The organism is Brachybacterium horti (assembly GCF_054777615.1).
Genome location: NZ_BAAHAM010000004.1, coordinates 493,676 through 515,086, shown reverse-complemented (window position 1 = coordinate 515,086; position 21,411 = coordinate 493,676). Strand labels below are relative to the sequence as shown.

Annotated in this window: 19 protein-coding genes; 7 read left to right on the top strand and 12 right to left on the bottom strand. The window is 73.0% G+C overall.

Annotation, left to right across the window (positions count from 1 at the left end):
- The first annotated feature begins 102 nt into the window (after positions 1-102).
- From ACYVAP_RS15310 to ACYVAP_RS15295, 4 genes are all read left to right on the top strand, one after another.
- A complete protein-coding gene (locus ACYVAP_RS15310) occupies positions 103-1,422 on the top strand; it encodes a GmrSD restriction endonuclease domain-containing protein (protein ID WP_498861351.1) in 1,320 nt (439 codons plus the stop codon).
- Positions 1,423-1,461: 39 nt separating this feature from the next.
- Positions 1,462-2,262 carry an SDR family NAD(P)-dependent oxidoreductase gene (locus ACYVAP_RS15305; RefSeq protein ID WP_498861350.1) on the top strand — a complete coding sequence of 267 codons (801 nt, stop codon included), beginning with the start codon at positions 1,462-1,464 and terminating at the stop codon, positions 2,260-2,262.
- A gap of 17 nt (positions 2,263-2,279) precedes the next feature.
- Positions 2,280-3,575 (top strand): acyltransferase family protein, encoded by a 1,296-nt coding sequence (locus ACYVAP_RS15300; RefSeq protein WP_498861349.1) that lies wholly within the window; start codon positions 2,280-2,282, stop codon positions 3,573-3,575.
- A 93-nt stretch (positions 3,576-3,668) separates the two neighbouring features.
- Positions 3,669-4,448, top strand: coding sequence for a sulfite exporter TauE/SafE family protein (locus tag ACYVAP_RS15295; protein WP_498861348.1), 780 nt, complete (start codon positions 3,669-3,671; stop codon positions 4,446-4,448).
- On the opposite strand, the gene ACYVAP_RS15290 is transcribed toward ACYVAP_RS15295, so the two are convergent.
- The 11 genes from ACYVAP_RS15290 to ACYVAP_RS15240 form a co-directional block, all read right to left on the bottom strand.
- Positions 4,422-5,393, bottom strand: coding sequence for a helix-turn-helix transcriptional regulator (locus tag ACYVAP_RS15290; RefSeq protein WP_498861347.1), 972 nt, complete (start codon positions 5,391-5,393; stop codon positions 4,422-4,424). The genes ACYVAP_RS15295 and ACYVAP_RS15290 overlap by 27 nt on opposite strands.
- 324 nt (positions 5,394-5,717) lie before the next feature.
- Entirely contained in the window at positions 5,718-6,428 is a 711-nt protein-coding gene (locus tag ACYVAP_RS15285; protein WP_498861346.1) for a PadR family transcriptional regulator, read from the bottom strand.
- Positions 6,429-6,593: 165 nt separating this feature from the next.
- Positions 6,594-7,856 carry an MFS transporter gene (locus tag ACYVAP_RS15280; RefSeq protein ID WP_498861345.1) on the bottom strand — a complete coding sequence of 421 codons (1,263 nt, stop codon included), beginning with the start codon at positions 7,854-7,856 and terminating at the stop codon, positions 6,594-6,596.
- 24 nt (positions 7,857-7,880) lie between these two features.
- Positions 7,881-8,324, bottom strand: a complete 444-nt coding sequence (locus tag ACYVAP_RS15275) for a MarR family winged helix-turn-helix transcriptional regulator (protein ID WP_264449958.1) — start codon at positions 8,322-8,324, stop codon at positions 7,881-7,883.
- A gap of 136 nt (positions 8,325-8,460) precedes the next feature.
- On the bottom strand, positions 8,461-9,549 hold the full coding sequence (locus ACYVAP_RS15270; protein WP_498861344.1) for a Gfo/Idh/MocA family protein: 1,089 nt from the start codon (positions 9,547-9,549) through the stop codon (positions 8,461-8,463).
- A 46-nt stretch (positions 9,550-9,595) separates the two neighbouring features.
- Positions 9,596-10,687 (bottom strand): Gfo/Idh/MocA family protein, encoded by a 1,092-nt coding sequence (locus tag ACYVAP_RS15265; protein WP_498861343.1) that lies wholly within the window; start codon positions 10,685-10,687, stop codon positions 9,596-9,598.
- Complete coding sequence (locus ACYVAP_RS15260; protein WP_498861342.1) at positions 10,684-11,412, bottom strand: ThuA domain-containing protein; 729 nt, start codon at positions 11,410-11,412, stop codon at positions 10,684-10,686. Before ACYVAP_RS15260 ends, ACYVAP_RS15265 begins: the two co-directional genes overlap by 4 nt.
- On the bottom strand, positions 11,409-12,563 hold the full coding sequence (locus ACYVAP_RS15255; protein ID WP_498861395.1) for a Gfo/Idh/MocA family protein: 1,155 nt from the start codon (positions 12,561-12,563) through the stop codon (positions 11,409-11,411). Before ACYVAP_RS15255 ends, ACYVAP_RS15260 begins: the two co-directional genes overlap by 4 nt.
- A 411-nt stretch (positions 12,564-12,974) precedes the next feature.
- Entirely contained in the window at positions 12,975-13,793 is an 819-nt protein-coding gene (locus ACYVAP_RS15250; RefSeq protein ID WP_498861341.1) for a carbohydrate ABC transporter permease, read from the bottom strand.
- A gap of 1 nt (position 13,794) precedes the next feature.
- Entirely contained in the window at positions 13,795-14,646 is an 852-nt protein-coding gene (locus ACYVAP_RS15245) for a carbohydrate ABC transporter permease (protein ID WP_498861394.1), read from the bottom strand.
- 34 nt (positions 14,647-14,680) lie between these two features.
- Positions 14,681-15,859: an ROK family protein gene (locus ACYVAP_RS15240; protein ID WP_498861340.1), complete on the bottom strand. Its 1,179-nt coding sequence runs from the start codon at positions 15,857-15,859 to the stop codon at positions 14,681-14,683.
- A gap of 121 nt (positions 15,860-15,980) precedes the next feature.
- Here ACYVAP_RS15240 and xylA point away from each other — a divergent pair, with 121 nt between their 5' ends.
- The 3 genes from xylA (at position 15,981) to ACYVAP_RS15225 (ending at position 20,309) form a co-directional block, all read left to right on the top strand.
- The gene (gene xylA, locus ACYVAP_RS15235) at positions 15,981-17,174 is read left to right on the top strand and encodes an apurinic/apyrimidinic endonuclease family protein (RefSeq protein ID WP_498861339.1); all 1,194 of its coding nucleotides are present in this window, start codon (positions 15,981-15,983) and stop codon (positions 17,172-17,174) included.
- A gap of 39 nt (positions 17,175-17,213) precedes the next feature.
- Positions 17,214-18,602 carry a xylulokinase gene (gene xylB, locus ACYVAP_RS15230; protein ID WP_498861338.1) on the top strand — a complete coding sequence of 463 codons (1,389 nt, stop codon included), beginning with the start codon at positions 17,214-17,216 and terminating at the stop codon, positions 18,600-18,602.
- 258 nt (positions 18,603-18,860) lie between these two features.
- Entirely contained in the window at positions 18,861-20,309 is a 1,449-nt protein-coding gene (locus ACYVAP_RS15225) for a BNR-4 repeat-containing protein (protein ID WP_498861337.1), read from the top strand.
- Here the strand turns inward: ACYVAP_RS15225 and ACYVAP_RS15220 are convergent.
- The gene (locus ACYVAP_RS15220; RefSeq protein WP_498861336.1) at positions 20,281-21,333 is read right to left on the bottom strand and encodes a Gfo/Idh/MocA family protein; all 1,053 of its coding nucleotides are present in this window, start codon (positions 21,331-21,333) and stop codon (positions 20,281-20,283) included. The genes ACYVAP_RS15225 and ACYVAP_RS15220 overlap by 29 nt on opposite strands.
- Between the last annotated feature and the right edge of the window lie 78 nt (positions 21,334-21,411).

The window sequence follows — 21,411 nt, the reverse complement described above, 5'->3', positions numbered from 1 at the left end:
CGGCCAGCCCTCGGGGAGCACGCGGGAGCAGGGACTCGGATATCGGACTCGTCCGTACTCTTGTCAGGAGGACACAAGGGGTGTCGCGAGGAGGACGGACAGGTGCAGGACGACGGTCGGATCGGACGATCGCCGCAGCGACGCGGGCAGAAGAGCTATGCGATCACCTGGGTGCTCTCCCTGTTCCTCGGGGCGCTGGGAGCCGACCGCTTCTACCTGGGTCGGTGGAGGACAGGGGCGCTGAAGCTCCTCACCTTCGGCGGTCTCTACGTCTGGTGGCTCGTGGACCTCGTGCTCCTGCTCGTCGGCCGGACCCGCGACGCGCAGGGCCGCCCGCTCGTCTCCGATTCCCCCACCCGATGGGCGAGCCGCATCATCAGCTCCGTGCTCGTCGCGGGCTTCGTCGGGCTGATCGCGCTGGGTTCCGCCGTGGAACCGCCGGCCCCCACCGACAGCGCACCGCCGACCGCCGTGCAGCAGATCGAGGAGCCGGATCCGACGACGACGGAGGCGCCGACGACGGAGGCGCCGACGACGGAGGCTCCGACCACGGCCGCCCCGACGACTGAAGCGCCCACGACTGCCGCCCCGACCACCTCGGCTCCCACGACGGAGGCCCCGGAGGCGGGCACCGCGCTCGCCGTGCTCGCGGGGCTCGAGGAGAAGGGCCGCGCACCGAAGACCGGCTACGACCGGGAGCTGTTCCACTGGCGCGACGACGTGGATCGCAACGGCTGCGACACCCGCAACGACGTGCTGCGGCGCGACCTCACCGCGATCACCCTCAAGGCCGGGACCGACGGCTGCGTCGTGCTCACCGGCACCCTCGACGACCCCTACGGCGGCGAGGAGATCGACTTCGACCGCAGTGACTCCGAGGTCGACATCGACCACGTCGTCGCCCTCTCCGACGCCTGGCAGACCGGCGCCTCGAGCTGGGACGACGACACCCGCCGGGCCTTCGCGAACGACCCGCTGAACCTCCTCGCGGTGGACTCGGGCCTCAACCGGCAGAAGAGCGACGGTGACGCCGCGACCTGGCTGCCGCCCGCGAAGGACTTCCGCTGCGAGTACGTGGCACGGCAGATCGCCGTGAAGGCCAAGTACGAGCTGTGGGTGAAGCCCGCCGAGGGCGACGCCATGGAGCGCGTGCTCGGGACCTGCGACGGCTTCGCCGCGGTCGAGGACGACGACCCGACGCCGGACCGCGGCGACGGCGACGTGGTGACGACCGCCCCCGAGGAGGCCGAGGCGGAGCCGACGACGGAGGCGCCCGAGAAGCAGCAGAGCTCCTCCGGTGGCTCGGTGTACTACAAGAACTGCACCGAGGTCCGAGAGGCCGGCGCGGACCCGATCCACCGCGGCGAGCCCGGCTACGCGAAGCACCTCGACGGCGACGGCGACGGGGTGGGCTGCGAGTAGGGTCGCGGCACATCGCCGGCACCCATCAAGGAGGACCGCATGCTCACCCTCGACCTCACCGATCGCACCGCCTTCGTCAGCGGATCCACGCAGGGCATCGGCCTCGCGATCGCCCAGCGGCTCGCCGAGGCGGGCGCCCGCGTGGCCGTCAACGGTCGCACGGCCCAGCGGGTCGCCGAGGCGGTCGACGCGCTCGTCGGCGTTGGTGTCCCGCGCGAGCTCCTGGTCGCCGCGCCCGGGGACGTCACCACCGAGGACGGCCTCGCCGCCGCGCTCGCGGAGGTGGGTGACGTCGACATCCTGGTCAACAACCTCGGGGTGTTCGGTGCGACGCCCGCGCTCGAGATCACCGACGCGGAGTGGCAGCGGTACTGGGAGGTCAACGTGCTTGCCGCGGTGCGCCTGATCCGGGCGACGCTGCCGCGCATGAAGGAGGCGGGCTGGGGCCGGGTGCTGAACATCGCGAGCGACTCCGCGATCGTCACCCCGGCGGAGATGATCCACTACGGCGTCTCCAAGACGGCGCTGCTGGCCGTCTCCCGCGGCTTCGCGAAGGACGCCGCCGGCACGGGCGTCACCGTGAACTCGGTGATCGCCGGCCCCACGTACACCGAGGGCGTGCAGGACTTCGTCTACCAGCTCGTCGACGGGTCCCTGCCGTGGGAGGAGGCGGAGGCCGAGTTCATGCGGCTGCACCGCCCGCAGTCCCTCGTCCAGCGGCTGATCCGCCCGGAGGAGATCGCGAACATGGTCGTCTACCTCAGCTCCCCGCTCGCCTCGGCGACGACCGGCGGGGCGCTGCGCGTCGACGGCGGGTACACGGACGCGATCCTGCCCTGAGCGGCTACGCTCGGCCGATGACGACCCCGCGACCGAGCCGTGCCGAGCAGGTCGACGCCGCCACCCCGGCGAGCCGCAACCGGGTCGTGGACCTGCTGCGGGCCGCCGCGATCACCGTGGTGGTGCTCGGGCACTGGACGATCATCGCGGTGGACGCCGACGGCGGGATCCTGCCCCACGGCGTGCTCGACATCGCGACCTGGACCCACCCGCTGACCTGGGTGTTCCAGGTGATGCCGATCTTCTTCCTGGTGGGCGGCTACTCCAACGCCCTGTCCTGGCGATCGGCCCGCCGCAAGGGCGTCGGCTACGGCCAATGGCTGCGCACGCGCCTGCGCCGGCTCGGGATCCCGCTGATCCCGCTGCTCCTCGCATGGCAGGTGATCGGGATCGTGGCGGTCGCCGCCGGTGCGCCGTACGCGGGCGTGCAGCTCGCCTCGCAGATGGCGCTGATCCCCACCTGGTTCCTCGCCGCGTACCTCATGGTCATCCTCGTCGCGCCGCCGTGCCTGCTGCTGTGGGAGCGGTGGGGCTGGTGGTCGATCGTCGGCGGCATCGTGCTCGCCGGGGCGGTCGACGCGATCAGCATCGCCGCCGACCAGCCGCTGCTCGGCTTCCCGAACTACCTGCTGGTGTGGGCGGCGTTCCACCAGTTCGGCTACGCGTGGCTCGACGGTCGGCTCGACGGCCTCCGGCGGCGACTGCTGCTCGCGGCGATCGGGCTCGCCGGGCTGCTGACGCTCGTGCTCGCGGGGCCCTACCCCGTCTCGATGATCACCTCCGCGGCCGACGACCTCTCCAACTCGAGCCCCACCCGCGTGACCATGGCGTTCCTCGGGATGCTGCAGGCCGGGCTCGTGCTGAGCCTCGAGAAGCCCCTCGAGACGCTGCTGCGCCGGCCCCGCCTGTGGTTCGTCACCGTGCTCGTGAACCGTCGGATCATGACCTGGTTCCTGTGGCACCTGACCGCCATGGTCGCCCTCGCGCACCTGCTGCTCGCCCTCGATGCGAGGGTGCTGCTGCCCGAGCCGTCGAGCAGCGCCTGGTGGGCGACCAGGCCGCTGTGGGCCGCGGCGCTGCTCGCCCTCACCGGACTCGTGGTGCTGGTCATGGGCCGCTTCGAGGACCCCCGGGAGGATCGCCGCCCCGCCCCGGCCCCGTGGCGGCCGGTCCTCGCCGCCGTCACCGTCGTCGCGGGCCTCGGCGTCGTCGCCTCCGTGGGCGTCGTGGGGGAGGGCGGCGTGACCGGATGGCCGCTGCTGCCCGTCGCGGGGATGGTGCTGCTCGGTGTGGTGCGGCTGCGTCGGAGCTGACCCGTCCTGCACGCGACCCCCGCCCGGTGAGAGGATCGGTCGTCCCCGCGCCCGCCCGGCGTCGCCCTGCTCGACCAAGGATCCCGTCCCCCGATGGACCTCGTCTCCCTGCTCCCCGCCCTGTCCGTCGCCTCGTGGCTCCTCGTGGTCCTCGGTGCGCTCGTCGTCGGGCTGTCCAAGACCGCGCTGCCCGGCGGCGGCACGATCGCCGTGGGCCTGTTCGCCCTGGCCCTGCCTGCGAAGGAGTCGACGGCGGCGCTGCTGCTCCTGCTCATCGTCGGCGACTGGACGGCGCTGTACGCCTACCGCCGCGAGCCGGACGTCCGCACGCTGCTGCGGCTCATCCCGAGCGTGCTCGTGGGCCTCGTGGTCGGCACGCTCTTCTTCTGGCTGGCCGGCGGGGACGTGGTCCGCACGACCATCGGCGTGATCCTGCTGGCCCTCGTCGCGGTGACGGTGATCCGTCGGCGCCGCCCCGCCCCCGAGCGGCCCGAGGGGGAGGAGCACGTCGGCGCCGGCGTCACCGCGGCACGTGCCGGCTACGGCCTGCTCGGCGGGTTCACGACGATGGTCGCGAACGCGGGCGGCCCGGTCATGTCGATGTACTTCTACGCGATGCGGATGCCGGTGCTGACCTTCCTCGGCACCTCCGCCTGGTTCTTCGCGGTCGTCAACATCCTCAAGCTGCCGTTCTCCGCGAGCCTCGGCCTGCTCTCCTCCTCGACGCTCGTCATGGACCTGTTGCTGGTGCCGGTCGTGCTGATCGGCGCCTTCCTCGGCACCCGGATCGCGCGGCGCATCCCGCAGAAGGCCTTCGAGTCGGTCGTCCTGGTCCTGACGGTCGTCTCAGCGCTCGCCCTGCTGATCCTCTGACCGGCCGACGGCGCTCGCCCAGTCCCCGATCCCGCGGATGACGTCGAGCAGCTCGGGCGGGTCGATGACCTCGACGGGTGCGCCGAGCTGGGCGAGCCGCACCGCGATCCAGCGCAGGTCGTCGTCCCCGGCGCGGAGGATGCAGGCGTCCGGCCCGTCGGCCTCGAGGGTCGCCGCACGGCCGGGGATCCGCTCGGCGACCTGCTCGAGGGGGAGGCCGATCCGCACGGTCGCCGCCTGTGGGTAGGGGCCGTGGGTGACGGCCGCGCGCACGGTCGCCTCGATGTCCGGGGTGGGCCGACGCGGGAACGTGAGGGTCGAGGCGCGGACGGCGTGCATGCGGTCCAGGCGGAAGCTGCGCCAGTCCTCCCGCTCGAGGTCCCACGCGAAGAGGTACCAGCGCCGCTCGAAGGACAGGATCCGGTAGGGCTCGAGGCGGCGCTCGGCCCGGTAGCCGTCCGCCCGCTCGTGGTCCACGCGCACCCGCACCCCGTCGCGCACGGCGCCCGCGAGGGCGAGCAGCACCTCCGGGCGGGCCGACGGCGTGGGCCCCGTGACCACCTGCAGCGCGCCCGTGAGCGCCGAGATCTGCGAGCGCACCTGCGGGGGGAGGATCCGGTCGAGGGAGGTGAGGGCGCGCAGGGCGTCCTCGTCGAGGCCGTCGATCCCGGAGCTCGCCGTGAGCCGCAGGCCGACGGCGACCGCGACCGCCTCCTGCACGCCCAGCAGCAGCGGAGGCAGGGCCTGACCGGCACCGAGCTGGTAGCCGCCGCCGTGGCCCGCGGAGGTCAGCACCGGGTAGCCGAGCTCGCGCAGCCGGTCCACGTCCCGGCGCACGGTGCGCACGGTGACCGCGAGCTCGTCGGCGAGCTCGGGCCCGGTCCACACCGTCCGGGACTGCAGCAGCGCCAGCAGCCGCAGGGCACGCCGCGTCACCTCGCTCATGGGGACAGTGTGCCCCGCTCTGCGGACAGGAACTGTCCTCCGAGGCGCCGACGACGGCACGACCACCGAGACCCGCGGTGCGGACGGCGACCTGCCCACCGTGCTGCGGGGGCAGATCGATGTCCACGGGACGCCGTTCCTCCGTCCCCGGCTCGAGGGACTGGGCGACGAGGAGTACCTCTGGGACACCTCCGGCACCGCTCACGCCTGGACCGTGCACCCGCGCTGGGACGATGCGGACCTCCCGCCCGAGCCCCCACATGCGCCGCGCCCGCACCCCCGGGGAGGGGATGCGGGCGCGGTGGTCTGCGAGGGGCCGACGACTCATGCCTCGGCGTCCGGGTCCTGCTGCGACACGGGAGCGGCGAGGATCCCGTACACGTCCCGCTTGGCGGTCGCGAGCAGCGCGGCCACGCGGGTCAGCTGCTCGGCGTCCGCGGAGCGGCCCGCCTCGCGGACGGCGCCCGCGAGGTCGTGCAGCGCCATGCGCACGTCGGGGATCTGCTGGTCGGCGTCGCCGCCGGGCGAGGCGAAGGGGTCGCTCCAGCCCTCGCGCTGCTCCGCGACGTGCGCGGCGCCCGCCTCGGTGAGGCTCGCGAGCTTGCGGCCGGACTCCTTCGCGGTCTCGACCAGTCCCTCGTCCTCGAGCTGGGAGAGGGTCGGGTAGATCGCGCCGGGGCTCGGGGTCCACCGGCCGCTGGTGCGGTCGGAGATGGTCTGCATCAGCTGGTAGCCGTGCATCGGCTCCTCGGCGAGGAGCAGCAGGACGGCGGTGCGGACGTCGCCGCGGGGGCGCCGGCCGCGGCCGTGAGGACCGCGCGGACCACGGGGGCCCCGGGGGTCGAAGCCCTCACCGGGGCCGAACTCCCCGCGACCCTCGCGGCCGGGCCCGCCGCCGCGCGGGCCGTGGCCCCGACCGCCGCGACGACCGCGCGGGTCGCCGTCCTCGGGTCGGTAGCGGCGCTCGCCGCGGAAGCCCTCGCGGGGGTCGTCGGGGGAATGGTGGTGGTGATGATCGTGATGATGCTGTCGCATGGGGGAACTCCTCTGTCTGGTCTGGGGTGCCGCGCACCGTGCGTGTCGCGACAGCATCACGATATATCGTTAAGGAGGAGAGGGTCAAGGGTTCCGTGGGTCACGACGACGGGACGGCCGCCGCGCGGGAGCGCGACGGCCGTCCCGTCGGGAGATGCGTGGGGCTCAGGCGCCGTCGCCCACGGCGATCGCCTCGGCCTCCTCCTCAGCCTCGAGGTGGACGGGCTGGTGGCTCACCGCGGCGAGGTGGCGCCGGCCGATGATCAGCATGAGGATCGAGAGCACGAGCGTGCCCGCGGCCAGCAGGTACGGCATGCCCGCGGAGGTCGCGGCGGCGAGCGGACCGGCGACGGCCGGCGCGATCGCACCGCCCAGGAAGCGCACGCCCGAGTAGGCGGAGCTCGCGACGCCGCGCGGCAGGTCGGTCGCCTCCATGACGGTCTCGGTGAGCGCCGTGTTCATGACGCCCAGCAGCAGCCCGCCCACCACGATGAGCGCGATGATCCGGACCATCGAGGTGTGCAGCGCGAACAGCCCCACCATGAGCACCGCGAGCAGCGCGAGGGTGGTCAGCAGGGTCGGGATCAGGCCGATCGCGCGGGTGAGCACCGGCGCCACGAACACCGAGGTGATCGCGAGGCACAGGCCCCAGCCGAAGAACACGCCGCCGATCCCCATGGCCCCGAACTCCGTGCCCTGCGCGGCGGCCGCGGCCTCGAGCGGGAAGGGCGAGTAGGCGAGCAGGGTGAAGAAGGCGAAGTTGTAGAACACCGCCGTCAGGGCGAGGGTGCGCAGCGCGGGGTGGCGCAGGGCACGCAGCGCGGCGAGCGGGGAGACGTGCGCCGGCCGCGGCTCACGGCGCAGCAGCACGAGGATCGCGACGAGGCCGATCGCCATGAGCACGGCGGTGCCGATGAACGGGGCGCGCCAGGAGATCGAGCCGAGCAGGCCGCCCAGCAGCGGGCCCAGCGCCATGCCGATCCCGAGCGCGGTCTCGTACAGGATGATCGCGCCGCCCGAGGGTCCCGCGGTCGCGCCGACGATCGCCGCGAGCGCGGTGGAGATGAACAGGGCGTTGCCGAGGCCCCAGCCGGCGCGCAGGCCGATGATCTCGTTGACCGAGCCGGAGGTCGAGGCGAGGGCCGCGAAGACGACGACGAGGGCGAGCCCGATCAGCAGCGTGGTCCGCACGCCGACCCGGGAGGCGAACCAGCTCGTGAAGAACATGGCGATCGCGGTGATGAACAGGTAGCTCGTGAACAGCAGCATCGCCTGCGAGGGCGTCGCGTCGAGCTGGGCGCTGATGGCGGGGAGGATCGGATCGACGAGGCCGATCCCCATGAAGGAGACGGTCGCTGCGAAGGCGATCGCCCAGACCGCCTTGGGCTGGGTGAAGGCGTCGCGGAGCGTGGGGGCGCTGGCTGTCATGCAGGGCTTCTTTCGGGGGAGGGGTCAGGCGTCGTGGGTCTCCACGAGCGCGGCGAGGATGCCGGCGGCGCGGGAAAGGGTCTCGAGGTCCTCGTCGGGGAGGGGCTCCAGCAGCGGGCCGACGTGCTCGGCCATCTGGCCGCGCCAGACGGCGAGCTGCTCGTCCCCGGCCGCGGTGAGGCTCACCAGCCAGGAGCGGGAGTCGGTGGGGTCCGTCGCGCGGTCCACGAACCCCTCGTCCTCGAGCCGCTGGATCACGGCGGTCGCAGTGGAGCGCGAGACGTTCTCGCGCTCGGCGATCTCGCTGAGCCGCAGCGGGCCGCGGCGCTGGATCGTCGCGAGCACGCGCCAGGAGACGGAGGAGACGCCCACCTTCGCCGAGCGGGCGGCCATCCGGGCGAACTGGCTGCACAGGAGGGTCAGCTGCTGGGGGAGGTCGTCGCGGGGGACGGGGGTGGAGGGGCTCACGTCCACCCAATGTAGTGAGCAATGCGAACTAAAACAAGTTCGGATCACGAACTATCGCCGACCGCACATCGATGACGACATGACGCGGCCCCGGCCTCCCGAAGGAGGCCGGGGCCGCGAGGGGTGGCTCAGAGCGTCACTGGCCGGCGGCTCGCAGCACGCGGGCGTCGCGCTGGGCGATGAGCGCGAGCTCGACCGCCTTGAAGGCGTGCGCCTGGGTCATCGCCTTCTCGGTCCCGTTCAGCACGTCGAGCACGAGTTCCCCGAAGAACGGGTAGCCCACCTTCCCGTGCGCCTCGATCCGCTGCTCGCCCTCGCCGTTCACGAGGATGACCTGGTCCGGGCCGTTGTCCGTCGTCACGTCGATGTACTTGCGCAGCTCGAGGTAGCCCTCGGTGCCCACCACGAAGGTGCGGCCGTCGCCCCAGGTGCGCAGGCCGTCCGGCGTGAACCAGTCCACCCGCACCGCGCCCGAGGCGCCGGAGGAGAGCGCGATGTGCGCCTCGCCGAAGTCGTCGAGCTCGGGGTATTCGGGATGCGCGAAGTTGCCGATCGCGCTCGAGAGCACCTCGGCGTCGTCGGACCCGGTGAAGGTGAGCATCTGCTCGAAGTTGTGCGAGCCGATGTCCGTGAGGATGCCGCCGTAGCGCGCCCGCTCGTAGAACCAGTCGGGGCGGCTCGCCGGATCGCCCAGGCGGTGCGGGCCCATGCCCTGCACCTGCACGACCTCGCCGAGGGCGCCCTGCTGGATCAGCTGCGTGGCGAGCACCGCGGACTCCACGTGGATCCGCTCGGAGTAGTACACGGCGTACTTGCGGCCCGTGCGCTCCACGGCCGCCTTCGCCTCGGCGAGCTGCTCGAGGCTGATCAGCGGCGTCTTGTCCGTGAAGTAGTCCTTGCCGGCCTCCATGACGCGGATGCCGAGCGCGGCGCGGTCACCGGGGACCGCCGCGGCCGCGACCAGGCGCACCTCGGGATCCTCGAGGACTTCCTCCTCGCTGCGGGCGACCCTCACGCCCGGGAACTGCTCGGCGAAGGCCGCGAGGCGCTCCGGCTGCGTGTCGTACACCCACTTCAGCGTGCCGCCGGCGCCGATCAGGCCCTGCGTCATGCCGCCGATGTGGCCGTGGTCGAGGTGCATCGCGGCGAACACGAACTCCCCGGGCTCCACGACCGGCTTCGGCATCGGGGCGGGGGCGTAGTTGGCGCCTTCGGAGGCAGGCATCGACAGTCCTTTCGGTCGAGATGGGGGCAGGGGACAGTCTGTGGGCTCAGGCGGGGGTCGAGGCGGGGGTGCCGCGGGTTGCCAGCGGCACCGCCGCCGGGCGCTCCACGGTGCTCGTGATCTCGACGCGGGAGCCCGACGCGGCCGCCTCGAGCACCCCGTTCATCACCTCGAGCACGTGCTGCCCGAGCGCGCCGGAGGCCCGCAGCCCCGCGCCGCGCTCGGCCATGTCCTGCAGGCCGATGCCGCGCGAGGCCTCCGGGTAGCCGGCGCTGATGGGCAGCGTCTCCCAGCCTTCGCCGCCCAGGCGACGCAGCTCGACGTCCCCGTCGAAGCGGTTGGGGTCCGGCACCGCGAGCGTGCCCTCGCTGCCGTGCACCTCGATCGGGTGGATCGTCGTCGCGACCGCGTCGAAGCTCATGACGAGCGTGGACAGCGCCCCCGACTCGTGCACGAGCACCCCGGTGACGTGCGTGTCCGTGGTGACGGGGATCGACTCCCCGGCGCGGGGGCCGGAGCCGATCGTGCGCTCGGAGCGGGTGCGGCTGCTCGCCCCGATCACCGAGGCGACCGGGCCCAGCAGGGTCACGAGGGCATGGATGTAGTACGGGCCCATGTCCAGCAGCGGGCCGCCGCCGGGCACGTAGTAGAAGTCCGGCGCCGGGTGCCAGCGCTCGTGGCCCGGGGTCAGCATCGTCGCGGTCGCCGCGATGGGGGTGCCGATGAGGCCCTCGTCGATCGCGGCGCGCGCCGTCTGCGTGCCCGTGCCGAGCACCGTGTCCGGGGCGGAGCCCGTGAGCACGCCGGCCGCCGCGGCGGCCTCGAGCACGGCGGCGCCGTCGGCCGTGGCGACCGCGAAGGGCTTCTCCGAGTAGACGTTCTTGCCGGCCGCGATCGCGCGCCGGTCGATCTCCGCATGGGCGGCGGGGATCGTGAGGTTCAGGACCGTCTCGACCTCCGGGTCGGCGAGCAGCTCGTCCACGCTCAGGGCACGCACGCCCTCGTGGGCGGCGGCGACCGTGCGGGCCCGCTCGAGGTCGATGTCCGCGACGGCGACGAGCTCGACGTCGGGCAGGGAGGGGAACGTGGCGAGGTACTGCGCGGAGATGTTCCCGCAGCCGATCATGCCGACCTTCATCGGGTGGTCTCCTCCTCGGTGGTGCGGGCGGCCCAGAGCAGGCCCCGCTCGATGATCGTGCGGACGTTCGGGTCCTCGAGCACCTCGACCCGGTGGCCGGGCGTCGAGACGAAGATGCGGCCCTCGCCCCACTGCCGCGTCCAGATCGCGGGGGACGTCACCTCGCGGTGCCACGGGTCCCACTCGCGCACCTTCTGCGTGGTCGTCGCGAGCACGTCGATGTAGGAGTCCGCGAGCACCCAGTACTGCTCGGTGACGAGGTCGAAGTCGGAGATGCCCTGGGTGATGGGGTGATCGGCGGCCTCGGGGAGCATGGTCACCGTGTAGGGGACGTAGTTGTCCGCCTGCTCGCCCCGGCGCTCGTCCGGGTGCTTGCCCGGGTGGCAGCCGAACTGGCCGCCGATGAGCGTGAGGTAGTCCGACTCGTTGCGGTAGGAGTCCGCGATGCCGCCGTGCCAGCCGGCGAGGCCGGTGCCCGCCTCGACGGCGGCGCGCAGCCCCTCGAACTGGGGGCGCTCGATCGTGGACATGGTCATGCACTGGACGATGAGGTCCACGGTCGCCATGTACGCGGCGTCCGCGTAGACCGCGGGGGACTCCTCGATCCGCACGTGGAAGCCGTGCTCCGCGAGGAAGGGGATGAAGAGGTCCGTCGCCTCGACGGGCTGGTGCCCGTCCCAGCCGCCGCGCACGACGAGGGCCTCGCGGGTGGGGGTGGTGGTCATCGGTCCTGCTCCTGCTCGGTGGGGGAGACGGCGGTCCAGCGGGAGCCGTCGTCATGGCTGGCCTCGACGGCGGCGAGCACGCGCTGGACGTGCAGGGCGTCGTCGAAGGAGGGGGAGGGGTCGCAGCCCTCGCCGATCGCACGCACGAGGTCCACGACCTCGTGGGTGAAGGTGTGCTCGTAGCCCAGGCCGTGACCGGTGGGCCACCACGCCGCGGCGTAGGGGTGCTCGGGCTCCGTGGTCAGCACGCGGGTGAAGCCCTGGCGGCCCGCACGGGCGGTCGCGTCGTAGATCTCGAGCTCGTTCATGCGCTCGAAGTCGAAGGCGACGGAGCCCGCGGCCCCGTTGATCTCGACGCGCATCGCGTTCTTGCGGCCCTGCGCCATGCGGGTCGCCTCGAAGGAGCCGAGCACGCCGCCGGCGAGGCGCGCGGAGAACAACGCGGTGTCGTCGACCGTGACCTGCCGGCGCTCGCCGGAGACGTCGCCCTTGCCGCCGAGGCCCTGCATGTCCCCGGCCGCGGGCCGCGTGGGGACGACGGTCGCGAGGGTGCCGGAGACCGCCTCGATCGGGGTGCCGGTGATCCACTGGACGAGGTCGACGACGTGCGCGCCGATGTCGCCGAGCGCGCCGGAGCCGGCCTTCTCCCTGTCCAGACGCCAGGTCATGGGGGCGTCGGCGTCCGCGAGCCAGTCCTGCAGGTACTGGGCGCGCACCTGGCGGATCTCGCCCACGAAGCCCTCCTCGACGAGTCGGCGGGCGTAGGCGAGGGCCGGGGTGCGGCGGTAGCTGAAGCCGCAGATCGAGCGGATCCCGCGGGCTGCGGCCTCGCGGGCCGCGGCGGCCATCTCCTCCGCCTCGGCGACAGAGTTCGCGAGCGGCTTCTCGCACAGCACGTGCTTGCCGGCGGCGAGCGCCGCGAGGGTGATCTCGCGGTGCGTGTCGCCGGGGGTGCAGATGTCGACGACGTCGATCTCCGGGTCCTCGACCACGTCATGCCAGCGGGTCGTGGTGCCGGCGAAGCCGTAGCGCTCGGCGGCCGCGGCGAGGGTCTCGGGGTTGCGGCCGGCGAGGGTGCGCAGCTCCGGCGTGAGCGGGAGGTCGAAGAAGCGGTGCGCGGTGCGCCAGGCGTGGGAGTGGGCGGCGCCCATGAAGCCGTGGCCGATGAGGCCGACGCGCAGCGGGCGGGGTGTCTGGGTGGTCACGGCAGGGGTCACGGCTCCTCGGTGAGCGGACGGTGGCGGTGAGGTGAGTGCGGCCGCGCGGGGCGCCGACCACTGGTTAACATCTCGAACTTATCATGGTCGCGCAGGTCAGGGAACAGAAAGACGGGGGAGCCGTCGCCGCGGCTCCCCCCGTCCCCCGGGTGGGGATGAGGTCAGAGGATGCCGCCGAGGAGACCCCCGACGAGGTCCATGGTGTGTCCTTTCGCAGGGACGGAGGGGTTCCGTCGCTCGCCACCACCCTCGCCATCGGCCGGCCGACGGTGACCCGCCGGTCACCGGCCGTGACCCCGTCGTGACCACCTCGGCCGTCGGCCGGGCAGCCGTTGATCCCGCCGCTCACTTGCCGGACCCGGCGGTCATGCCGCTCACCAGGTAGCGCCGGCCCACGATGTAGAGCAGCACGATCGGGATCGAGGAGAGCACCACCGCGGCCATGACGACAGGGACGTTCGTCGCGTACTCGCCCTGGAAGCTCCACAGCGCGAGCGGCAGCGTGCGCATGTCCGGGCTCTGCGTGAGGATCAGCGGGAACAGGAAGCCGTTCCAGGACATGAGCGCCTGGTAGACGGCGACCGTGACGAGCGCGGGGCGCACGATCGGGAAGGCCAGGCGCCACATCTTCTGCCACTCGGTGCAGCCGTCGATGTCCATCGCCTCGAACAGCTCCCCGGGCACGTCCCGCAGGGCGTTGGAGATGATGAGGATGCTCAGCGGCAGGCCGAACGCGATGCCCGGCAGCATGAGCGCCGCGAGCGAGTCGTACATGTGCATGCGGATGATCAGCAGGTAGATCGGCACGATCGTGGCCTGCACGGGGATCGCGAGGCCCAGCAGGAACAGGCTCCGCACCGGGCGGAACAGCCGGTGCCGGCTGCGCACCGTCGCGTACGAGGCCATGAAGGCCATGAGCACGAGCGGCACCACGGTCCCGAGCGCGACGAGCACGCTGTTGAGCAGGTAGGTCGTGAAGTCCGCCTCGAGCACGGCGGTGAAGTTCTCGAACGCGAGCTGCGGGGAGGGCAGCACCGGGTTCGAGCCGAAGTACGTGCTGATCGACTTCAGGCTCGTGATCGCCACGAAGTAGAGGGGCAGGAGCACGGCCAGCAGCCACAGCCACAGCCACCCGAAGGTGCCGCCGATCCAGTTGCGCTTCATGTCAGGCTCCTTCCGTCTGGCTCGCGGAGGCGTCCTTGCCGCCGAGCCGCTGCACCCCGAGGGCGAGGCCCAGGCCGAGCACCACGAGGATCACCGCGAGGGCGCTCGCGACGCCCATCTCGTTCCCGCGGAAGCCCGTGAGGTACATGTCCAGCGGCAGGATCCGGGTGGAGACGCCGGGACCGCCCTGGGTGAGCACGAAGATGATGTCGAAGTAGGTCAGGGCGCCCACCACCATGAGCGTCGAGCTCGTGATGAGCGTGTACTTCAGCTGCGGCAGCGTGATCGAGAAGAACTGGCGCACGCGGCCCGCGCCGTCGATCTGCGCCGCCTCGTACATGCTCTGCGGGATCTGCCGCACGGCGCCCTGGTAGATGAGCGTGTGGAAGGGGATGAACTGCCACGCGATGATCACGAGCAGCACGATCCACACGAGGGTCGAGTCGCCCAGCCAGTTCTGCTTGAGGAAGGGCAGGCCCAGCCCGCTCGCGAGCCCGAAGTTCGGGTCCATGAGGGACTTGAAGGTGATCGCGATCGCCGAGGAGGACAGCAGCAGCGGCAGGAAGTAGAGCACCGCGAGCACGCCGCGGTACCGCTGCCGCCCCGCCAGGAAGGTCCCCAGCAGGATGCTGAGCGGGGTCTGCAGGACCCAGGTCGCGACGATCATGAGCAGCACCAGGGCGAGGCTGTGCCACGTCGTCTCGCGGCTCAGCGCCGCGGTCCAGCTGGTCAGCCGCGTGAACTGGATCGCCGCGATCCCGTTCCACGAGGTGAAGGACAGGGCCACCACGCCGAGCGGGGGCAGCAGGGCGAGGACAGTGAAGAACAGCAGCGCCGGCAGGGCGAACAGCAGGTGCGAGACCTGAAGGCGCTCGCCGTGCGGGTGATCATGCGGTCCTCGCGGCGGGGACGGCCGCTCGGGTGATCCACGCCCCGGGGGCGTCGAAGACGGGCTGGAGCGCGGCCCGCGCGGCGCCGCGAAGGGCGGGGTCGGGGGTCGTGTCGGAGCGCTCGATCGAGATCGGCCCGGCCTCCGCTGCGAGGGCGTGGGCGGTGACGGTCTCGCGCACCACGGGGGTGATCTCCTCCGCGATCGGGGCGAGGTAGCCGGAGAGCACGACGGTCGAGAGGTCCAGCACGTTCAGCGCGTTCGCGATCGCGAGGCCCAGGGAGCGGCCGATCACGCCGATCACCTCGGCGCGGCTCGAGGAACGGGAGAGCTCGTCGACGAGGTCCTCGATCCGCACCTCGGGGCCCAGGCCGGCCTGCTCGACGAGGGCGTGGTAGGAGATGTACGCCTCGAGGCAGCCGCGGCGGCCGCAGCGGCAGGTGAGGCCGCCCGGCTCGACGACGGTGTGGCCGAGCTCCCCGGCCCAGCCGTGCGTGCCCTCGAGCACGGAGCCCTCGAGGACGACGGCGCCGCCCACGCCGGTCGAGCCGCGCACGTAGAGGAAGGACTCGCCGGGCCGACGGTCGATCTCGGTGAGCACGGAGAGGCGGTTGTCGTTGAGGGCGACGATGTCCCCGGCCTCGGGCGCGAGCTGGGTGCGCAGTCCCTCGACGAGGGGGACGTCGGCCCAGTCGAGGTTGGGGGCGGAGAGCACGAGGCGACCGTCGGGCGAGATTCGGCCGGGCACGGCGGCGACGACGCCGACGACGGGGAGGTCGGGGGCGTCGGCCCGGACCTCGCGCACGAGCTGCGCGGCGCGCGCGATCGCCTCCTCGGCGGAGGCCGCGCGGCCGTAGGCGGTGCGGCGGGAGAGCTCGCCCCCGGTGAGGTCCACGCCGAGGCAGGAGACGTGGTCCGCGGCGATCTCGAGGCCGATCGCGAGCAGCGTCCCGGCCGCGGGGCGCAGCGGGACCATGGGGCGCCCGGCGCCCGCGGAGATCGGATCGCCCTCGCTGATGAGCCCCGCCCCGATGAGCTCCTCGACGAGCTTGGAGACGGTGGGCTTGGTGAGCCGCGTGAGGGAGGCGAGGCCCGCGCGGGAGGTGGGCTCGCCGGCGGCCTGCAGGGCGCGGAGCACGGCGGAGAGGTTGTGCTCGCGCAGGTGGGTGGACTGCATGCCGGGCCGTCCTGTCCTCGGTCGGGGTGGGGATCGTGGGGGTCAGCTTGCCATTTCGCGGTTAGTAATGGAAACTTACTAAGCGAACCCGTCACCGCCGACATCACCCCAGGAGCACACCGTGACCGCACCCACCCCCACCCGCGATGACCGCTTCTCCTTCGGCCTCTGGACCACCGGCTGGGAGGCCCGCGACCAGTTCGGCCTCGCCACCCGCCCCGCCCTCGAGCTGAGCGCCCACATCCGCCGCCTCGCCGAGCTCGGCGCCTGGGGCTTCACCTTCCACGACAACGACGTCGTCCCCTTCGACGCCACCCCCGCCGAGCGCCAGAAGATCATCGACCAGCTGAAGTCCGTCACTTCGGAGACCGGCCTCGAGATCGAGATGGTCACCACCGACACCTTCGCCCACCCTGTCTTCAAGGACGGCGCCTTCACCTCGAACGACCGCTCGGTGCGCCGCTTCGGTCTGCGCAAGGTCCTCGCGAACGTCGACCTCGCCGCCGAGCTCGGCGCGAGCACCTTCGTCATGTGGGGCGGCCGCGAGGGCGCCGAGTACGACGGCTCCAAGGACCTCTTCGCCGCGCTCGAGCGCTACCGCGAGGGCCTCGACACCGTCGCCGGCTACATCAAGGACAAGGGCTACGACCTGCGGATCGGCCTCGAGCCCAAGCCCAACGAGCCCCGCGGCAACATCTTCCTGCCCACCGTCGGCCACGCCCTCGCCTTCATCGAGCAGCTCGAGCACGGCGACATCGTCGGCATCAACCCCGAGACCGGGCACGAGCAGATGGCCACCCTGAACTACACGCACGGCCTCGCCCAGGCGCTGTGGAGCGAGAAGCTCTTCCACATCGACCTCAACGGCCAGCACGGCCCCATGTACGACCAGGACCTCGTGTTCGGCCACGGCGACCTCATCAGCGCCTTCTTCACCGTGGACCTGCTCGAGAACGGCTTCCCGTCCAAGCCCGGCGCCTACGACGGCGCCCGCCACTTCGACTACAAGCCTTCGCGCACCGAGCACGAGCAGGGCCAGTACGACGCGGCCGCCGCGAACATGGAGATGTACCTGATGCTCAAGGAGCGCGCCCTCGCGTTCCGCCAGGATCCCGAGGTGCAGGAGGCCCTGACCTACTCCGGCATCGACGAGCTCGCGCAGCCCACGATCGCCGAGGGCGAGACCCTCGAGGACCTCCTCGCGGACCGCTCGACCTTCGAGGAGTTCGACGCGGACACGGCCGGGGAGCGCAACTTCGGCTTCGTGCGCCTCCAGCAGCTCGCCATGCAGCACCTGCTCGGCTTCCGCGCCTGAGCCTCACCACCTCGCCCGCTCCGTGAAAGGCTCCCGCTCATGACGCTCGTGCTCGGCATCGACTCGTCCACCCAGTCCACCAAGGCCCTGCTCGTCAACGCCGCCACCGGCGAGGTCGTCGAGGAGCGCCGCGCCGCCCACCCGGACGGCACCGAGGTGGACCCGCGGTCCTGGCTCGCGGCGGTGGACGAGGCGGCCGGGCCGCTGCTCGAGCGGGCCGAGGCCGTCGCCGTGGGCGGCCAGCAGCACGGCATGGTGCTCCTGGACGGGGCGGGCGAGGTGGTGCGCCCGGCGCTGCTGTGGAACGACACCCGCTCCGCCCCGCAGGCCGCGGCCCTGATCGAGGAGCAGGGCGGGGCGGGGGCGAGCGTCGGCGAGCTCGGTAGCCTGCTCGTCGCCTCCTTCACCTCGAGCAAGCTGCGCTGGGTGCGGGACGAGGAGCCCGAGGCGGCCGAGCGCGCCCGCTCCGTGCTGCTCCCGCACGACTACGTGTCCCTGCACCTCGCGGCGCCGGGCACGGAGCCCTTCACCGACCGCGGCGACGCCTCGGGCACCGGCTACTACTCGACCGCCGCCGAGGCCTGGCGGCCCGAGCTCGCCGAGGCCGCGATCGGGCGCTCCCTCGACCTGCCACGCCTCCCCGGTGCGCCGCAGGAGGCCATGGCCCGCACCGCCAGCGGCGCGGTCATCGCCGCGGGCACCGGCGACAACATGGGCGCGGCCCTGGGGCTCGGGCAGCAGCCGGGGGACGTGTCGATCTCGATCGGCACCTCCGGCGTGTGCGCGATGGTGAGCGACGTGCGCCCGGACGACCCCTCCGGCACCGTCACCGGCTTCGCCGACGCGACCGGCCGCTTCCTCCCCATGACCACGACGATCAACGCCTCCCGCATCCTCGAGGCGGGCCGCGCGCTGCTCGGCGTCACCCACGAGCAGCTCTCCGCCCTCGCCCTCGCCTCCGTGCCCGGCGCCCACGGCGTGAGCCTCCTGCCCTACTTCGAGGGGGAGCGCACCCCGAACCGCCCCGACGCGCGCGGCACCCTCACCGGCCTCACCACCTCGACCACCCGCGAGGACCTCGCCCGCGCCTACGTCGAGGCGCTCCTGTGCTCGCTGGCCGACGGCGTCGCCGCGCTCGAGCAGGTCACCGGGGTCTCCCCGGCGCGCGTCACCCTCATCGGCGGCGGCGCCCGCAGCCGCGCCGTGCAGGAGCTCGCCCCCGCCGTGCTGGGCCGCCCCGTCACCCTCGCCCCGGACGGCGAGTACGTCGCCCTCGGCGCCGCCCGCCAGGCCGCCTGGGCCCTCGCCGGCACCGATGAGCCGCCCGCCTGGGAGCTCGGCGGTGCGCGCACCCTCGAGGCCGAGGCCACGCCCGAGGTGCTGGACGCCTACCGCGCGCTCAAGGAGCGCACCGAGGGCTGGGGCTGAGCCCGGGCTGCCTGCTCAGCCCTCGCCGCCCCGCCCACCCGCCGCCCTGCCCACCAGCCGCCCGCCACGCCCCCGTCGATGGTCCGATTTCGTTCCAGATCCGAGTCTGGTGTGGAACGGAATCGGGCCATCGGGGGAGGGGGCGCGGCGACTCGCGGCTGGGGGCGGCGGCTGATGGACGGTGGCCGGCGTATCGCGCGCACAGATCGCCCGCGCACAGGTCTTGGCAAGCGCATTCCATTCGGGGAGGATGGACGCATGAGCACCGAGCAGCGCGTCATCGCCGACGCCGCCCCCAGCACCGCGCCGGCCACCTCCGCCGAGCCCGCCCCGGAGATCCGCATCGTCGACGACAACGGCTCCTGGTGCTGGTTCCAGGACGAGCGCTCCCTCGCCGATCCGGAGACCGGCACCGTCGTCGTCGGCTCCGTCGCCTCCGCGGGTGGGAAGGACGGCGCCACGCGCGGCGGGGACGTGCAGCTGGCCGTCGGCCGCGAGGACGGCAGCTCCTCGCGCGTCGTGCTCCATGCGGGCCTCGAGTCCGACGACCACGACGACCCGGCCCTGTGGCGCCGGGCCGACGGCCGCTGGCTCGCCGTCTACTCGCGGCACAAGACCGACGAGCTCACCCGCTGGCGCATCAGCGAGACCGCGGACCCGGCCGGGGAGTGGGGCCCCGAGCAGGCGTACTCGTGGACCCCGCTGTTCGGCGCGACCGAGCCCGCGCCGCCGCACACCCCCGGCCGCGGCGTCACCTACCAGAACGTGCATCCCCTGGACGGCCGCCTGTACTGCTTCGTGCGCGCCGTGAACGACGACCCCTGCTACCTCGTCTCCGACGACGACGGCAGCACCTGGGAGTTCGGCGGGCGCCTGCTCACGAGGCCCAAGATCGGCTATGTCAACGGCTACGCCCGCTACGCCTCGGGCACACAGCACGGCACCGACGATCGCATCGACCTGATCATCACCGAGCACCACCCGCGCGACTACGCGACCTCGATCTGGCACGGCTACCTCGCGGGCGGCTCCCTGCACCGGGCGGACGGCACCGTCGTCTCCGCCCTCGGCCGCGGCATCGAGGAGACGACCCCGCGCGCGGAGGACCTCACGCCCCTGTTCACGAGCGGCAGCACGTGGGGCGGGTCCGTCATGACCCACGCGTGGACCACGGACCTGCGGCGCGGGGCCGACGGCCGCCTCGTCGCCCTGTTCACCGCCCGGGCGGACGACGCCCTCGGGACCGACACCGCCCGCCACGCCTGGGACGCCCCCGCGCACGAGGTCCCCGCGATCGACCACCGGCTCTTCCGCGCCGAGCTCGCACCCGGGGCGAGCACGTGGGATGTCCGCGAGATCGCCGTCGCCGGGCCCCAGCTCATGCCCCACGAGGAGGACTACACGGGCCTCGGCGCGATCGACCCGGACGACCTCGGCGCCCTCTGGGCCTCGCTCGAGACGGACCCGCGGGACGGCCGGGCGCTCGGCGTGCACGAGATCTTCCACGGCCGCACGGCCGACGGCGGCGCCACGATCGCGTGGACCCCGCTCACCGAGGACTCGGCGGGGGACAACCTGCGCCCCGTCGCGATCCCCGGGGACCCGGCCCGCGCGACCGTCACCTGGTTCCGCGGCACCATGCGCCGCTCCCAGGACCTCGACACCGAGGTGGTGCTGCTCAGCAGCCCGCGAACGCCGGGCCGCTGATCGCGTAGGCGTCCTTGAGGATCCGCAGGGACGCCATGCCCTCCGCGGGGCCGATCCAGAACGGCTCGGCCCCGTCGAGGGTCGCGTAGAAGTCCGCGATGAGCTCCTCGTGGGAGACGCCCCAGTAGGAGCGGCCGCCCGCGGTCGCGACCCGGTCGGAGAAGGTGTCGACGCGGCCGTCGGCCCAGCGCACCGTGAGGCCGCCGCCCGCGCCGGAGCGCAGCTCGAGGTACGCGTTCTCCGTCGCCACCTCGAGCTCGACGGGCCGGGCGACGGGGGCGGTGAGCGTCGCGAAGAAGGTCGTCGTGGCGCCGCCCTCGTGGTGCAGGAGCAGCTCCGCGGTGTCCTCGACCTCCGTGACCCCCGCGAACTTGCGCTGCGAGACCAGACCGTCGGTGCGCTCGACCGGCCCGAGCAGCCACTGCACGAGGTCGAGGGTGTGGATCGCCTGGTTGATGAGGAGGCCGCCGCCGGAGGTCTCCTGGCGCCCGCGCCACGGCTTCGCGGCGTAGTACTCGGCGGTGCGGGTCCACACCACGGAGGCGTAGGCGCCCTGCACGGCGCCCAGCTCGCCGCTCGTGAGCAGCCGCCTCAGCTCCTGGCTCGCCCGGTTGTAGCGGTTCTGGAAGCAGATCGCGACGTGCGGGGCGCCCGCGCCGCCGTCTGCCCGCGCGGGGGCGGCGGCGAGGCCCGCGACGAGTCGCTCGGCCTCGGCGAGGGTGTGCGCGACGGGCTTCTCCTGGAGCACGTGCACGCCGCGGGCGATCGCCGCGAGGCTCGGGCTCACGTGCTCGTGGTGCGGGGTGGTCACGTGGATCGCGTCGAGCCGCTCGGCGTCGAGCATCGACTCGACGGAGTCGTGGACGGGCACGCCGAGGGCGGTCGCGGCGCGCTCCCGGGCGGCGGGGTCGGCGTCGGCCACGGCGACGAGCTCGAGGCCGTCGATCGCGGCGATCGCGTCCACGTGGACGACGGAGACGTCGCCGTATCCGACGAGGCCGATGCGGCGGGCGCGCTGGGTCATCTGTGCTGCCTCCTGCCGCGACGGCGCGGCGCGTGGACGGGGGAGTGGGTGGGTCATCCTCGCGGGTCCCGGCCCGCG